This window comes from Candidatus Cloacimonas sp. (assembly GCA_035403355.1).
Taxonomy (GTDB): domain Bacteria; phylum Cloacimonadota; class Cloacimonadia; order Cloacimonadales; family Cloacimonadaceae; genus Cloacimonas.
This window is the reverse complement of the sequence record DAONFA010000037.1, coordinates 1-15,196: the sequence shown is the minus strand read 5'-3', so window position 1 is coordinate 15,196 and position 15,196 is coordinate 1. Positions and strand designations below refer to the sequence as shown.

General features: G+C 40.9%; 16 protein-coding genes and 1 pseudogene. All 17 read left to right on the top strand.

The window, feature by feature from the left end:
- Window positions 1-125 precede the first annotated feature (125 nt).
- Window positions 126-479, top strand: a complete 354-nt coding sequence (locus tag PLE33_08270; GenBank protein ID HPS61237.1) for a four helix bundle protein — start codon at window positions 126-128, stop codon at window positions 477-479.
- A 434-nt stretch (window positions 480-913) separates the two neighbouring features.
- Window positions 914-1,183 carry a 30S ribosomal protein S15 gene (rpsO, locus tag PLE33_08265; GenBank protein HPS61236.1) on the top strand — a complete coding sequence of 90 codons (270 nt, stop codon included), beginning with the start codon at window positions 914-916 and terminating at the stop codon, window positions 1,181-1,183.
- Window positions 1,184-1,390: 207 nt separating this feature from the next.
- Window positions 1,391-3,613, top strand: coding sequence for a polyribonucleotide nucleotidyltransferase (gene pnp / locus PLE33_08260; GenBank protein ID HPS61235.1), 2,223 nt, complete (start codon window positions 1,391-1,393; stop codon window positions 3,611-3,613).
- 25 nt (window positions 3,614-3,638) lie between these two features.
- Window positions 3,639-5,039, top strand: coding sequence for an adenosylhomocysteinase (gene ahcY, locus PLE33_08255; protein HPS61234.1), 1,401 nt, complete (start codon window positions 3,639-3,641; stop codon window positions 5,037-5,039).
- Window positions 5,040-5,041: 2 nt separating this feature from the next.
- Complete coding sequence (locus PLE33_08250) at window positions 5,042-5,614, top strand: transcription termination/antitermination NusG family protein (protein HPS61233.1); 573 nt, start codon at window positions 5,042-5,044, stop codon at window positions 5,612-5,614.
- The gene (locus PLE33_08245) at window positions 5,614-6,546 is read left to right on the top strand and encodes an NAD-dependent epimerase/dehydratase family protein (GenBank protein HPS61232.1); all 933 of its coding nucleotides are present in this window, start codon (window positions 5,614-5,616) and stop codon (window positions 6,544-6,546) included. The genes PLE33_08250 and PLE33_08245 overlap by 1 nt, the downstream gene beginning before the upstream one ends.
- Complete coding sequence (locus PLE33_08240) at window positions 6,543-7,865, top strand: UDP-glucose/GDP-mannose dehydrogenase family protein (protein ID HPS61231.1); 1,323 nt, start codon at window positions 6,543-6,545, stop codon at window positions 7,863-7,865. Before PLE33_08245 ends, PLE33_08240 begins: the two co-directional genes overlap by 4 nt.
- A gap of 115 nt (window positions 7,866-7,980) precedes the next feature.
- A pseudogene (gene rpsP / locus PLE33_08235) lies at window positions 7,981-8,205 on the top strand (30S ribosomal protein S16).
- A 96-nt stretch (window positions 8,206-8,301) separates the two neighbouring features.
- Window positions 8,302-8,532 (top strand): KH domain-containing protein, encoded by a 231-nt coding sequence (locus PLE33_08230; GenBank protein ID HPS61230.1) that lies wholly within the window; start codon window positions 8,302-8,304, stop codon window positions 8,530-8,532.
- On the top strand, window positions 8,533-9,060 hold the full coding sequence (locus PLE33_08225; protein ID HPS61229.1) for a hypothetical protein: 528 nt from the start codon (window positions 8,533-8,535) through the stop codon (window positions 9,058-9,060).
- The gene (trmD, locus tag PLE33_08220) at window positions 9,057-9,728 is read left to right on the top strand and encodes a tRNA (guanosine(37)-N1)-methyltransferase TrmD (GenBank protein ID HPS61228.1); all 672 of its coding nucleotides are present in this window, start codon (window positions 9,057-9,059) and stop codon (window positions 9,726-9,728) included. The genes PLE33_08225 and trmD overlap by 4 nt, the downstream gene beginning before the upstream one ends.
- Window positions 9,729-9,948: 220 nt before the next feature.
- The gene (gene rplS / locus PLE33_08215; protein HPS61227.1) at window positions 9,949-10,302 is read left to right on the top strand and encodes a 50S ribosomal protein L19; all 354 of its coding nucleotides are present in this window, start codon (window positions 9,949-9,951) and stop codon (window positions 10,300-10,302) included.
- Between the two features lie 388 nt (window positions 10,303-10,690).
- Entirely contained in the window at window positions 10,691-11,152 is a 462-nt protein-coding gene (locus PLE33_08210; protein HPS61226.1) for a methylated-DNA--[protein]-cysteine S-methyltransferase, read from the top strand.
- A 1-nt stretch (window position 11,153) separates the two neighbouring features.
- A complete protein-coding gene (locus PLE33_08205) occupies window positions 11,154-11,531 on the top strand; it encodes a holo-ACP synthase (GenBank protein ID HPS61225.1) in 378 nt (125 codons plus the stop codon).
- A gap of 192 nt (window positions 11,532-11,723) precedes the next feature.
- Window positions 11,724-13,733 (top strand): carboxypeptidase regulatory-like domain-containing protein, encoded by a 2,010-nt coding sequence (locus tag PLE33_08200; GenBank protein ID HPS61224.1) that lies wholly within the window; start codon window positions 11,724-11,726, stop codon window positions 13,731-13,733.
- A gap of 665 nt (window positions 13,734-14,398) precedes the next feature.
- On the top strand, window positions 14,399-14,644 hold the full coding sequence (locus PLE33_08195) for a hypothetical protein (protein HPS61223.1): 246 nt from the start codon (window positions 14,399-14,401) through the stop codon (window positions 14,642-14,644).
- A 321-nt stretch (window positions 14,645-14,965) separates the two neighbouring features.
- Window positions 14,966-15,196: hypothetical protein (locus PLE33_08190; protein HPS61222.1), on the top strand; the 231-nt coding region annotated here is incomplete at its 3' end.

The following is a 15,196-nucleotide window of genomic DNA, read 5'->3' as shown; positions in this document are numbered from 1 at the left end:
TATTGCTTGTTAAAGAGATTTATAATATTACGAAGGACTTTCCGGCTGATGAAAAATAGGGAAATACAACTAAGTGAGTATAAAATATACAGGTAGAACAATAAAGATAGAGAGGTAGTATTAAAATGATGCATACGGATTTGGAAGTTTATAAATCCAGTTTATTGCTTGTTAAAGAGATTTATAATATTACGAAGGACTTTCCGGCTGATGAAAAATGGGGTTTAATTTCTCAGATGAAAAGAGCGGCAAATTCCGTTCCTTACAATATTGCAGAAGGTTGTGGAAGGAAAACTAAACCGGAGCTTTTAAACTTTTTAAATATTGCTTTGGGTTCAATCACGGAGTTGAATACACAAATAGATATAGCTATTATGCTGGAGTTTATTTCTGAAAAGGAAAAAGCAGATAAATGCAGAGAACTGGCTCTTTCTGTAAAACGCCAGCTTCTCGGTCTGATTAAAGCCAACAATAAATAGAGGTTCTCATCCCTTTAAATATAATTAGCTTGCGTTCCCAGGAGAGCTTTGATAGTAGTATTGATAATACTCTAAGTTCTCATCCCTTTAAATATAATTAACTTGGGTTTCAAGGAGAGCTTTGATAGAAGTAATAATAATACTCTGAGTTTTTATCCCTTTAAATATAATTAACTTTGGTTACTTTTTATGTCTGTAATTATCTATCTTGTCCCATACGATCTCACCAGTTAACCCGTTAACCTGTTCACCCGTTAACCCATTCACCCGTTAACCTGTTAACCTGTTAACCCGTTAACCCTGTCACTCGTTAACCTGTTAACCTGTTAACCAGTTAACCCTGTTAACCCGTTAACCCTGTCACCCAAAAATAATGCTGGACAGATAAGAGACACCCAAAAAATTGGACTTATCAAAATCATCTGGAGGATGAAATGCCGTTAAAACCTGAGGCAAAAGAAGCTATCATGGCAGAGTTTAAACTCCATGAATCAGACACGGGCTCGCCGGAAGTGCAAGTTGCTCTGTTAACTCAAAGAATTAAAGATATTACAGAGCATCTGAAAATCCACGAGAAGGATTTTTCCAGTCGGCGCGGCTTGTTGAAACTGATCGGGCAACGCAGGCGTCTCCTTGATTATTTAAAGAAAAAAGATATTACCAGATATCGTAATTTAATCAAGGCACTTGGCATAAGGAAATAAACTCTGAGATAACTAATTCCGGGTAAATGACATAAATGTTGTTTAGAAGGTTGGCAGAGATGTCAACCTACCGGATTTTATAGTTGATAGAGATTTCGCTCTATTAGAAAAAAAACAGCGGGAGAAATGAGCAATAAGCCAAAGGGTAAAAGAAAAGACCTTTTTGCCTATTGCTTCTTCTCCCGCAGAATATAAAAAGGAGAAGTTATGCATAACTTCAATATTACTCGTCGTGAAACCGATTTCTGCGGACGCAAATTGATTGTGGAAACTGGCAAAATGGCAAAACAAGCCAATGGCAGTGTTTTTATCCAATATGGAGAAACAGCTGTTTTGGTTACCGCCACGATGTCTAAAGAACCCGTGGAAAATCAGGATTTCTTTCCCTTAACAGTTGATTACATTGAAAAGATGTATGCTGCCGGTAAAATACCCGGTGGTTTTTTTAAGCGGGAGTCAAAGCCCTCTACTGATGCCACTTTGATGGCAAGGGTTATTGACCGTTCTATTCGTCCTTTGTTTCCGGAAGGTTTTCGGAATCAAGTTCATATCGTTGTAACCGTGCTTTCTTTTGACGGTATTACCGATCCTTCAACAATGGGTGTTTTTGGTGCTTCTTTGGCTCTTTCCATTTCCGATATACCTTTTAACGGACCTATTGCCGGTGTAACAGTTGGCTATATTAATGACCAGTTTGTAGTAAATCCCCATTTCAACGAAATTGAAACCGATTCTAAACTCAATTTAACAGTTGCAGGAAGTGAGAGTTCAATTGTGATGATTGAATCCGCTGCTTCGCAACTGAGCGAAGAAATAATGCTGGATGCTGTTTTTACAGGACATAAAGAAATTCAAAAACTCTGTGCTTTGCAGCAGGATTTCATTTCCGCTTGCGGCAAAGAAAAAGTGGCAGTGATTTTGGATAGCATTCCGGAAGAGATTATGAGCAAAGTGGAAAATGCTTTTGGGGCAAAAATAGCGGAAGCAGCTGTAATTTTTGGCAAACAGGAAAGACAGGATGCTTTTGATGCAGCTGAAGCAGAAATGAATGCAGTGTTTACTGAAACGGAAGGGGACCATTGGGAAGAAACGGAACGCTATTATAAAATGGCTTTTGAAGAACTTATCCGTCGCTATGTGCGGGATTCCATTTTAAGAAAACAGCATCGTGTAGATGGACGCGGAACTGATGATATTAGAGAGATAACCTGTGAAATTGACATTTTACCCCGAGTGCATGGTTCGGCACTTTTTACCAGAGGTGAAACGCAATCCTTAGGAACTTTAACTTTAGGCGGTGGAACTGATGAACAGGTGATAGACGGTTTGGAAACAGAATATAAAAAGAACTTTTATCTGCATTACAATTTCCCTCCGTTCAGCGTTGGCGAAGCAGGAAGAATGGGACCTACAGGCCGTCGTGAACTGGGACATGGCAATTTGGCAGAAAGAGCTTTAAAAGCTGTTTTACCGGATAAAGAACTATTTCCTTATACTATTCGGGTGGTAGCAGATACCTTGGAATCCAACGGTTCTTCATCTATGGCATCTGTTTGCAGTGGATGTTTGGCTTTAATGACAGGTGGCGTTCCCATCAAAGCTCCTGTAGCCGGAATTGCCATGGGTTTAATTATGGAAGGTGAGGACTATATTGTTTTAACCGATATTATGGGCTTGGAAGATCACTTGGGTGATATGGATTTTAAGTGTGCAGGAACGCGGGAAGGCATTACTGCAATGCAGATGGATATTAAGATTTCGGGAATAACCAGAGAAATTATGGAAATTGCCTTAAATAAGGCAAAAGCCGCACGCTTCAAGATTTTGGATATTATGGCGGAATGCATTGCCGAACCAAGAAGTGAACTTGCTCCCTGGGCTCCTCGCATTGAATCCTTCAAAGTGCCGATAGATAAGATTGGAGAGATTATTGGACCCGGTGGAAAGATGATAAAATCTATCATTGAAGAATGTCAGGTGCAGATTGATATTCAGGATGACGGAACGGTGAGAATTCTTTCGCCGGACGGAGATTCTATCAATAAAGCCAAAGCTAAGATTAAAGGCATAGCCATTGATCCTGTTGCCGGTGATATGTTTGAAGGACAGGTAACGCGCATTGAACCCTACGGTATTTTTGTAAAAGTATTAGGTGGAGCCAAAGAAGGGATGGTGCATATTTCGGAAATGTTTACCGGACGCATAAATCATCCTCTGGATATGGTTAAATTAGGCGATACCGTGCAAGTTAAAACCCTCGGAATGGATAAAGGCAAACTTTCTTTAACTATGAAAGGAGTGCCGGGAAATCCTACACCCAATCCTGATGCCCATAGAGAAGAATACCAAAACTACCATCCTCAACATCGGGATGATAGAAATAGAGGTAGAGACGGGGGAAGAAATGACTTTCACCGTCGCAATAGATAATAAGAATACCTGATAAGAGGAAGAAATGGATTACAAAATAGCTGATTTGAGCTTAGCTGACTGGGGTAGAAAAGAAATTAACCTGGCTGAAACTGAAATGCCAGGTTTGATTGCTTTAAGAGACCGCTACCGGAATAGTAAACCCCTTGCAGGAGCAAAAATTACCGGCAGCTTGCATATGACAGTGCAAACTGCTGTTTTAATTGAGACCCTGATTGAATTGGGAGCTCAAGTTCGTTGGGCAAGCTGTAATATCTTTTCCACTCAAGATAATGCTGCAGCAGCAATTGCTCAAAGGGGAATTCCTGTTTTTGCCTGGAAAGGAGAAACCCTGAATGAGTATTGGCAGTGTACATTACAAGCGCTTTCCTGGGACGAAGGACCCGATTTAATTGTTGATGATGGTGGTGATGCAACTCTGATGGTTCATGAAGGATACCGGTTAGAAGAATTATACCGGCAAAATGGTAAGCTTCCGGAAGTAGATAGCGATAATGAAGAAATGCAAATAGTGCAGGAATTGCTTATCAGCAAGTTAGTTGCAGACCCGAATAAATGGCATAAAATTGTCCAGCGCTTAAAAGGAATTAGCGAAGAAACAACAACCGGCGTTCATCGTCTCTATCAAAGAAGAGAAGAAGGCACTTTATTATTCCCTGCCATCAATGTAAATGATTCGGTAACTAAATCCAAGTTTGATAATCTTTATGGCTGTAGAGAATCTCTTGCCGATGGAATAAAGAGAGGAACGGATATTATGGTTGCCGGCAAAATAGTTATGCTTTGCGGTTATGGAGATGTAGGAAAAGGTTGTGCCCAATCAATGCGCGGTTTGGGTGCCAGAGTTGTGATTAGTGAAATTGATCCTATTTGTGCTTTACAGGCAGCGATGGAAGGTTACGAAGTAAATACTGTGGAAAATATGGTAGAGATTGCAGATATTTTCATTACGGCGACAGGAAATTGCGATGTTATCAGAGTTGACCATATCCTTAAAATGAAGAATAAAGCCATCGTTTGTAATATCGGCCATTTTGATAATGAAATTCAGGTGAATAAGCTGTATGAGATGGAAGGGGTGGAAAAAGTGAATATCAAGCCCCAGGTAGATTTAATCAAACTTCCCAATGATAAAGAGATTATTTTGCTTTCGGAAGGAAGGTTAGTTAATCTGGGAAATGCCACAGGCCATCCATCCTTCGTAATGAGCTGCTCTTTCAGTAATCAGGTTTTAGCGCAAATTGACCTTTGGCAAAATCGTCACGCAATTGATGTTTACACCCTGCCTAAGAAATTGGATGAAGAAGTGGCGCTCTTGCATTTGCCCAAATTGGGAGTGCAATTAACTCAGCTTTCCAAAAAGCAGGCGGAATATATTAATGTGCCGTTTGAGGGACCTTATAAACCGGAATATTACCGTTATTAAAAATGGCTACCCATAAACCTGTCTATATAGATGAATTGTATGGTGAACTGGAACTTTTCACCGATGACAGGCAATGGGTGGTTGTGCATACAAAACCTCGCTGTGAGAAAAAGGTTGCCGAATATGCCAAGCAGCATAGAATAACCTATTATTTACCGCAATATACAGATAAGCGTATCTACCAAAGACGCAAAGTGGATGTGGATAAAATTCTTTTTCCTTCGTATGTGTTTGCGGGCATAGATTTCAGAAGCAAACAGGAATTACAGATTTCGGGTTATACGGTAGGATTTCTTAAAGTGAATGTTCAAAAAGAGTTGATTGAAGAATTGCGGGCAATCTATTATGGCAGGCAGAAGAATGTGGAAATGAAACCGGGGCTTTGGTTGGAAAAAGGTTTGGAAGTGGAAATCGTGAACGGACCCTTGAAAGGCGTTTGTGGAGTTGTGGAAGACCAATCCAAGCTTACGGAAGTGCGTTTACAGGTGAATATTTTACGGCAGGCGGTGCTGGTGAAAGTGCAAACCGAAGACATCAAGATTATTGGTGAATACGAAATTGTGGAGACGGACTGATGAAGATACTAATCACGGGTGGAGCTGGTTTTATCGGTTCTAATGTAGCCGATGCTTATATTCAAGCAGGCCACGAAGTTGTTATTGTAGATAATTTGGTTACGGGAAACAGGCGTAACATCAATCCTAAAGCGATTTTTTACGAAATGGATATCTGTGCTGAGAGTTTAAGCGAGGTCTTTGCCAAAGAAAAGCCCGCTATAGTAAATCATCATTCTGCTCAGATAAGTGTGCCGCTCTCCATTGAAAATCCTCTAAAAGATATTACTACCAATGTTTATGGCTGGGTTAATGTTTTGCAGAATTGCGTTAGAGCAGGAGTGAAAAAAGTTATCTATATCTCTTCCGGGGGAGCTATTTATGGTGAAGCGGAAGAGTATCCTACCACCGAAAGTTACAATCCCAAACCCTTATCCGTATATGCTATAAACAAAAAATCGGGAGAGGACTATCTCTATTTTTACCGTCACCAATACGGTTTGAATTACACGGTTTTACGTTATGCCAATGTTTACGGACCCCGGCAAATCTCTTTAGGAGAGGCAGGAGTTGTATCGCTCTTTACGGAAAAGATGCTGAAAGGCGAAATACCTACTATTTATCGTTATGAGAATGAACCGGACGGAATGATTAGGGACTATGTTTATGTGGGGGATGTAGTTCAAGCCAATTTACTGGCTTTGGAACAGGGAGCAGGGGATATATTTAATATTGGAACTTGCCGGGAAACAACTACCAGGGATTTGTATCGGGAAATAGCAAAGCAATTAGGTATAAACAGTGAACCGCATTTTGGGACTGCCCGAAAAGGGGACTTACATCGGTCTTTGCTTTCCTGCAACAAAGCCAAAGCGCTTTTAGGTTGGAAACCCGAAACAGAGCTTAAGGACGGCATTTCTCAAGTAATAAAATACTTTAAGGAGCAAAAATGAAAATAGCTGTGATAGGAAGTGGCTATGTGGGTTTAACTACAGGCGCTTGTTTTGCGGAAATGGGCAATACGGTAATTAGCGTAGATAAGGATGAGAACAAGATAAAACTACTGAATGAAGGTAAAGTTCCTATCTATGAACCCGGTTTGGAAGAAATGATTCTGCGTAATATGACTGCCAAGCGTTTGAGCTTTACATTAGATATTCAGCAGGCAGTAACCGAATCGCAGATAATTTTTATTGCTGTGGGAACTCCTCCTGGAGAAGATGGTTCCGCTGATTTACAATATGTAATTGCGGCTGCGGAAGAAATTGCCGGTTTTATGAATGAGCCCAAAATTATCGTAAATAAATCCACAGTTCCCGTTGGAACAGCTGATTTGGTATCGGAGAAAATCCAGGCAAAGCTGAAGGAGCTTGAATTGGAGCTACAATTTACTGTGGTTTCCAATCCGGAATTCCTGAAAGAGGGCTCTGCTATAGATGATTTTATGAGTCCGGATAGGGTTGTAATTGGAACTGATAATCCTGCAGCGGGAGAAATTATGCGGACTCTTTACGCACCTTTTTGCAGGACGAATGACAGGGTTTTATTGATGAGTATTCGTTCTGCGGAAATGACAAAATATACCGCTAATGCCTTTCTGGCAACTAAGATTTCCTTTATTAATGAAATATCCCGTCTTTGCGATGCTTATGAAGCAGATATCGCAGAAGTGAGAAATGGTATTTGCAGTGATTCCCGCATTGGTTATAAATTTATTTATCCCGGAGTCGGTTTTGGGGGAAGTTGTTTTCCCAAAGATATTAAAGCCCTTATCAAAATGTCCTCTAAAGTGGGTTACGAACCGCGTATCTTAACTGCAGTGGAAGAAGTTAACGCTGCGCAAAAGAGAGTGCTGGTAGAAAAAGTTATTGCTCATTTTGGCAGTAACTTGAAAGGAAAAACCTTTGCTGTATGGGGTTTGGCGTTTAAACCACAGACGGATGATATGCGGGAAGCGCCTTCAGTAGTAATTATTAACGAACTTATTGCTTTGGGAGCCAATATTAAAGCTTATGATCCGGTAGCGATGGAAGAAGCCAAGAAAATATTCGGGAATAATAATTCCGTTACTCTTTGCGCCGATGAATATGAAACCCTGAAAGATGCAGAAGCAATGTTGCTGATTACGGAATGGCATCAATTTCGCTATCCCGATTTTGAAAGAATGAGTAAAATTATGCGCAGTAAAGTTATCTTTGACGGGCGCAATCAATACAATCCCAAAACGGTTAAGGAAATGGGTTTTACCTATTATGGGATTGGACGGCGGTAAAAGCTGGCAATGCTTTTCTGAGAAAGGATTGAAAAATTTATCTTGACGGAAAGCTTAGTTTTAAAAAAGAAGTATAATTCTTAATATATTATGCATATAGTTTGAAGGAGAACTAATGGTTAAACTAAGATTGAGAAGGATGGGGGCAATAAATCAGCCCAGTTATCGGATAGTGGTAGTTGATTCTCGCCAGAAGCGTGATGGAAAATATCTGGAATGTGTTGGTTGGTATGATCCCAAACCCAATCCTTCAAAAATAAATATAGATACGGAACGGGCTTTATATTGGCTTAGCGTAGGTGCTCAGCCATCGGATACTGTTCGTTCTTTATTACGCAAAGCAGGAGTTCTGCAAATTTGGCATGAAAGTAAAGTAAAAAAGAACCAGATTACTGCGGAAGCAGAATAAAAGAATAAAAGAAAACTGAGGTGAAAGATGAAAGAACTCATTGAATTCATAGTTAAAGCTCTGGTTGATGATCCCGCGGAAGTGAATATTACCGAGATCACTGGCGACAAAATTACCCTCTATGAGCTTAGGGTTTCCAAAGCTGATATTGGCAAAGTGATTGGCAAGCGTGGCAGAACCGCAAGTGCCATCAGAACAATTATTAATGCTGTAAGCACTAAACAAGGAAAGCGTGCGGAGCTCGAAATTATCGAGTAAATGAAACATCCTTTTCTAACCGGAATTGGCAAACTGGGTAGGCAGAATGCAGATGGCTTTCATCCTGTGATGATCAAGCCGGAATATAGAACTATATTTTCTGAGCTTGAGGAACTGTATTTGATCTTTAACAGCGATAGAGTGTTTTTTGTAACTATCAGTGAGAGAATGAGACAAGGCAACAAAACCTGGATTAAACTAAGGGAAGATGGTGTTTCTGAAGAACTATATTTGCATAAAGATGCAGTGATTGGCATTGAGGAAACGGAGCAAGATACGGAAGCACCTTCTCTAAATTACCTTGTGGGCTACCAGGTTCTTTTTGCGGGTGAGGAATTAGGAATAGTAGAGGACTTTTTTTTCAATGGAGCTCAGGATGTTCTACAGATTGTGAACAGCAAAGGAACTGAATATTTGGTTCCTTTTGTAGATTATTACATAGATACGGTGATAGATAATCCCGGCTGTGTAATTTTACAGAATGCCCTGGAGCTTATATCTTTCTATCAGACATTGGCGAAGAAATGATTTTTGAAGTCCTGTCCCTTTTTCCGGATGCCTTCAGCGGCTTTTTAAGCAGCAGCATCATTTCCCGGGCAGAAAAGAGCAAACTGCTGGAAGTGAAACTGACGGATTTTCGTCGGTTTTCTTCTGATAAACACCATAAAGTAGATGATTATCCTTATGGCGGTTTTCCGGGAATGGTAATTCAAGCTCAACCCATATACGATGCATTAAGCGAACTTTTACGGACAGGAAATGCTCCGGTGGTCTATTTTACTCCGCAGGGGCGTCCGTTAACGCAAAAGATATTAGAGAGTTACACTTCCTACCAACGCATAATTCTGCTTTGCGGTCACTATAAGGAAATTGATCAAAGAGTGCGTGACCTCTGTGTTTCGGATGAAATATCTTTGGGGGATTATGTTTTAAGCGGAGGTGAAATTCCGGCAATGGCTTTTATGGATGGAATTTGCAGATTACTGCCCGGTGCGTTGAGTGATATTGAAAGTGCCCATAGTGATTCTTTCAGCAAGGAAGGGCTGGGTTTTCCCTGTTACACAAGACCCGATGTCTTTATGGGCTTGGCAGTGCCGCAAGTTTTATGCGGCGGAAATCACCAGGAGATTTTAAATTGGGCAATTGAACAGGGAAAATGCTTAACCCGAACCCGCAGACCGGACTTGAATAAATAAGAGTAAACAAGCAGGAAGAAAGAAACCAAAACAAACATAAGATTTCGGGGCTTTTGCCCGGAGTGGATTATTTTTCTCGGGCTTTATTTTTTGGCGAAGATAGCGTTTTAGGACTAAAGATAAATGTGAACGGGAGTAGAGAAACATCCTTTTTTAAATCCGTTCAACCCAAATCAGAACAGGTTTTTTCCTTCCGAGTATATATATGGGAGGAACCCAAATGGATATTCTGCAACAAGTTGGCAGAGACCAAATCAGAACTGACTTACCGGATTATCGCGTAGGCGATACCGTTAAAGTCCATTATAAAATTAAAGAAGGTAACAAGGAACGCATTCAGGTTTTTCAAGGCATCGTTATTCAAAAACGGGGTGCCGGCATTTCCAAGACCTTTACAGTGCGTAAGGTCTCCAGTGGTGTAGGCGTAGAGAGAATTTTTCCCCAAAATTCTCCAAATATAGACAAACTGGAGATTATTCGTCACGGTCAAGTAAGAAGAGCGAAACTATTTTATCTGCGCAGCGCTCAAGGTAAAGCAGGCAGAATCAAAGAAAGAAGAAGATTCACTGTATAGTTACACAGAAAAACTCAATCTTAGCCCCTTTCTCAATTTTAGGAAGGGGCTTTGTTTTATGTAGTTGGAAGTGGTTGATCGGCAGGTCAACAATCCGGAGGAACGACATCCTTGTCGTTCAATAGTAACCCGGTTTTTTCGTTACCGCATACATTTTGGTAGAGAAAAAAAGCGTGAGAGGTGGTTGACCAGGAGGTCAACAATCCGGAAGAACGATGTCCTCATCGTTCATAAGAAAAAGAGTGGTTGACCAGGAGGTCAACAACCCGGAGGAACGACATCCTTGTCGTTCAATAGTAACCCGGTCTTTTCGTTACCGCATACATTTTGGTAGAGAAAAAAAGCGTGAGAGGTGGTTGACGAGGACGTCAACCCTCCGGAGGTATATATGTCTGAACGAATCTTTTATAACAGTCCCGATGGACTTTTCCATCTGCTGCTGGAGATTGAAGAAGAGACCATTATGAGCGTTAATTTCTGCGTGAACCAGAAATCCGGCAAGCCCTTTGGTTCCTTGCAAAAAGAAATCTACCGGCAGTTAGATCTTTATTTTCAGGGCAAAAGCAAAGAATTTGACCTTCCTTTTTTTGCAACGGGAACTCCATTTCAGTTGATGGTTTGGGAAGAAGCAATGCGGATTCCTTACGGAACAACTATATCTTATAAGGAATTAGCCAAACGCATAGCAAAACCTAAGGCAAGTAGAGCTGTTGGCGGAGCTTTAAATAAAAATCCTGTTTCTTTGCTGATTCCCTGTCATCGGGTAATTGGTTCAGATGGCTCTTTAAAAGGTTATGGCGGAGGGTTGCCTATAAAACAGCAGTTGTTAAAACTGGAAGGAGCTTTATAATATGATTATTGGCATTGGTTGTGATATTATTAAGGTCGAGCGTATTCAAAATGCTATCACCAAAAACTCCAGGTTTTGCGAAAAACTCTTCACGCCTGCAGAAATTGAGTATTGTTCCCGCAAAGCCAATTCCGCACAATCATTTGCAGCTCGTTTTGCAGCTAAGGAAGCAGTTATGAAAGCATTAGGAACCGGATGGGATGGAAAAGTTAATTGGCTGGATATTGAAGTTATCAATTCTGCAAGCGGTGCTCCTTCTATCAAACTTACCGGCGGAGCGAAAGAAATTGCGGACGAGCTGAAAGTAAATAATATTTGCCTCAGTTTGGCACACGAAAAGGATTTTGCCCTTGCCTATATAATTTTGGAAGGAGAATAGTTTTTTTAGTTGGCAATTTCCGATGTAGGGTATCCTAAAGGCATAGCTAAAGGATTTTTCTCCTTGCAGGGCAGCAGGGAGAGAGGATAATTACTGCAATTCTATTATTAAAAATATCTAAAACGGTTCAAAAGTTGCTCTTTCTCCTTGATGTTAACCTTGCTTAGGGCAAAATTAAATAAGGAGGTTACGATGCGTAAAAGAATCATCATAGCATTTCTGACAGCTTGTTTAGCTTTCAGCTGGGCATTTTTAACTGCGGATGAAGTAGTTATCGGCTCAGGCAATCAAATGGCAAGAATTCCTCTGGATTTCTTCTATCATAACTCTTTATTTGAGTGTTTATATTATCAAAATGAGTTGGGTTTTGCTCAGGGAACTATTTCCCGGATTGCTTTTTACAACAATTTCGTAACTCAGCTCAGCAATAAACCCACCAAAATTTGGCTGGGAACTACGACTCTTACAAGCTTAACTGCCGGCTGGATTCCTTCCTCCGAATTGACTTTAGTATTTGACGGGGAGGTTAGTTATCCTTCCGGGATTCATATTATCAATATAGAACTTGATTCCTTGTTCAATTATACAGGGGACACTCTGGTTATGATGGTTCAGAGACCTATGGAGAGTGGTTATTTTTCTTCCAGTGATAATTTTTACAGTCAGACCGATACAATAACCAGAGCCAGGAATGCCTATCACGATACTCAAGTATTAGATCCTGCCAATCCTCCTGCAAGCGGTTTTGTTCTTAACGGTCAATATCCTAAAATAAAAATTACCTATACGGCTCAAGGCATTGCCAACGACCTTGCCTGTAGCGCAATTACTTCCGATAGTTTTGTCACTTTAGGTGCGGCTGAAACAGTGCAAGTTCAAATAAATAACTTTGGCTACGAAGCTCAGGATAATTATACCGTTAAGTTAGTAAAAGAAGATGGAGAGCTTTTAGCTATGGCAGCAGGAAATCCTATTGTGGCAGGGCAAACAATTTATCAAACATTATCCTGGGTTCCTTCTACTCCTGGAAGTTACTTAATTTATGCAGATATCATCTTACCTGGAGATCAAAATCCGGCAAATAATAGTTCCATACCGCAAAATATCACTGCTTTGGAAGCGGGCTATCTTAATATCAATGTTGGAAGTGGTAATCTTACCGGCAATTTGCCTCTGGATTTCACCTATCACACCAGCTTATTTGAAACCATTATTTATGCTCCGGAAATAGATACCACGGGGCTTATTACCCACCTGATATTTTACAATGATTTTATTGAAAATATTAATGGGACACCTGTTATTATCTGGCTGGGCGAAACTAACTTGGTTAATTTGCCTTTAGTTTGGATACCAAGTTCTGAACTATCATTGGTTTATTACGGAACAATGTCCTTCCTGGCAGGCGAGAATGAGATAATTTTTCCGCTTTCTCCTGCATACAATTATCAGGGTCAAAACCTTGTTCTAATGGTGCAGCGTCCTTTTGATTATAATGTTTTTAATACCGAAAATAAATTCCGCATCCAATCCGGGGCAATGCAACGCACAAAATATATTTACAGTGACCAGCAAGAACACGATCCCAATGCGCCACCTCTTTATGCTTTTGATTCTAATCAGTATCCTCAAACGGGATTTATTATGCGTCCTCCTAACACAGGTTTTTTACGCGGCACCGTGAGAAATGGAACTAATTTAGTTAGCGGAGCAACCGTTACTGCCGATGCTAACCAAATTGCTTACACTTCTGCCGCTGGAACCTATTCATTATTATTGAGTAGCGGTTTGCATTATATTACAGCATCCTTTCCAGGATTGAATCCTGTTAGCAGGGAAGTGAATATAATACCGGGAAACACTACAACAGCAGATTTTAATTTGGAAGTTAATGCCGCAGAGGATATAACCGCTCCCCGGGTTTCTACAGCTTTAAAAGGAGTTTTTCCCAATCCCTTCAATCCGGCAACAACTGTTTCTTTCAGCGTTTATAGAGATAACACACCGATTACCATAGAGTTATATAACATCAAAGGACGCAGGGTAACTACCTTAGTTAATGCTATCTACTCCAGAGGAGAACAACATTTTTGCTTTTCCGCCAAAGACGAAAATGGCAAAGACCTTGCTTCAGGTATCTATTTTATCCAACTTTCTGCACCAGATTATCGTAAAACAGCTAAGGTGCTTTTGCTGAAGTAATTTTTAGCCCCTTAGGGCAACATCGAAATGGTGACCTCCTCGTCAACCTCTTCTTGTACTTGAACGACGAGGAAAACGTTCTTCCGAATAAAAAAGCCCCTTGTGGATGGCAATAAAAAATGGTACGAGTTGGCAAGCTAAAAGTGATACACTTGAAAAAAATGGGAAGACAAACTCTTCGCCTTTTACTCTATGCTGGAAAGCCCTTTAGGGCGACACAAAAATAGCGATGGGTGCGTAAGCCCCTCGGAAAATGAAAGCTACAGTATTTTTATTATTTTCCCGCATCCTGAAAGCCCCTTAGGGCGACACAAAAATAGCGATGGGTGCGTAAGCCCCTCGGAAAATACGGAAAAAAATATCTCTCTGCCCTCTGCCTAAAAGCCCCTTAGGGCGACACAAAAATAGCGATGGTGGCGTAAGCCCCTCGTAAAAAGTAAGCTACAGTATTTTTTATCCTTTTCCCGCATCCTGAAAGCCCCTTAGGGCGACACAAAAATAGCGACGGGTGCGTAAGCCCCTCGGAAAATGAAAGCTACAGTATCTTTTTATCCTTTTCCCCCTTTCCTGGAAGCCCCTTAGGGCGACACAAAAATAGCGATGGGTGCGTAAGCCCCTCGTAAAATGAAAGCTACAGTATCTTTTTATCCTTTTTCCCTGTGTGGATGGCAATAAAAAATGGTACGAGTTGGCAAGCTAAAAGTGATACACTTGAAAAAAAATGGGAAGACAAACTCTTCGCCTTTTACTCTATGCTGGAAAGCCCCTTAGGGCGACACCAAAATAGCGATGGGTGCGTAAGCCCCTCGGGAAATATAAGCTACAGTATTTTTATTATTTTCCCGCATCCTGAAAGCCCCTTAGGAGCTTTTTGGCAGAGAACGGAGGGCGGAGAAATATTGGGTGATTGATAGTTGGGTTGGAAGGGTGTATGCTTTTTGTTTTAACTCACAATTTTTCAGATTTCAGACCAGCTAAAAAGCGGTTGTAAGTGAACTAAAAGTGTGGGGCGTAGTTTCATTGAAGGCAGGTGAAAATTGTAAGTCAAAACCTTCCGCCGATTGCATCGTGATTTTTACGAGGGGCTTAAGCACCCATCGCTATTTTTGTGTCGCCCTAAGGGGCTTTTTTATTCGGAAGGACGATTTCCTCGTCGTTCAAGCACAAGAAGAGGTTGACCAGGAGGTCAACCATCCGATCTCGCCCTAAGGGGCTTTCAGGGAACCGGGAAAGTGAAAAAAAACTATCGTATCTTACTTTTTCCGAGGGGCTTATGCCACCATCGCTATTTTTGTGTTGCCCTAAGGGGCTTTTTTATTCGGAAGGACGATTTCCTCGTCGTTCAAGCACAAAAAGGGGTTGACCAGGAGATCAGCATTACGATGTTGTCCTTAGGGGCTTTAAGGCATCTCAACCTTCTCAACCTTCTCAACCTTCTCAACCTTCTAAACCTTCTCAACCTT

Excerpts from the sequence above, each read along its gene's own strand:
- PLE33_08200 (HPS61224.1), top strand. The coding sequence starts at position 11,724 with ATGCGTAAAAGAATCATCATAGCATTTCTGACAGCTTGTTTAGCTTTC.
- ahcY (HPS61234.1), top strand. The coding sequence starts at position 3,639 with ATGGATTACAAAATAGCTGATTTGAGCTTAGCTGACTGGGGTAGAAAA.
- rpsO (HPS61236.1), top strand. The coding sequence starts at position 914 with ATGCCGTTAAAACCTGAGGCAAAAGAAGCTATCATGGCAGAGTTTAAA.
- PLE33_08195 (HPS61223.1), top strand. The coding sequence starts at position 14,399 with ATGGCAATAAAAAATGGTACGAGTTGGCAAGCTAAAAGTGATACACTT.
- PLE33_08230 (HPS61230.1), top strand. The coding sequence starts at position 8,302 with ATGAAAGAACTCATTGAATTCATAGTTAAAGCTCTGGTTGATGATCCC.
- PLE33_08270 (HPS61237.1), top strand. The coding sequence starts at position 126 with ATGATGCATACGGATTTGGAAGTTTATAAATCCAGTTTATTGCTTGTT.
- trmD (HPS61228.1), top strand. The coding sequence starts at position 9,057 with ATGATTTTTGAAGTCCTGTCCCTTTTTCCGGATGCCTTCAGCGGCTTT.
- PLE33_08245 (HPS61232.1), top strand. The coding sequence starts at position 5,614 with ATGAAGATACTAATCACGGGTGGAGCTGGTTTTATCGGTTCTAATGTA.
- rplS (HPS61227.1), top strand. The coding sequence starts at position 9,949 with ATGGATATTCTGCAACAAGTTGGCAGAGACCAAATCAGAACTGACTTA.
- PLE33_08205 (HPS61225.1), top strand. The coding sequence starts at position 11,154 with ATGATTATTGGCATTGGTTGTGATATTATTAAGGTCGAGCGTATTCAA.
- PLE33_08250 (HPS61233.1), top strand. The coding sequence starts at position 5,042 with ATGGCTACCCATAAACCTGTCTATATAGATGAATTGTATGGTGAACTG.
- PLE33_08225 (HPS61229.1), top strand. The coding sequence starts at position 8,533 with ATGAAACATCCTTTTCTAACCGGAATTGGCAAACTGGGTAGGCAGAAT.
- PLE33_08210 (HPS61226.1), top strand. The coding sequence starts at position 10,691 with ATGTCTGAACGAATCTTTTATAACAGTCCCGATGGACTTTTCCATCTG.
- pnp (HPS61235.1), top strand. The coding sequence starts at position 1,391 with ATGCATAACTTCAATATTACTCGTCGTGAAACCGATTTCTGCGGACGC.
- PLE33_08240 (HPS61231.1), top strand. The coding sequence starts at position 6,543 with ATGAAAATAGCTGTGATAGGAAGTGGCTATGTGGGTTTAACTACAGGC.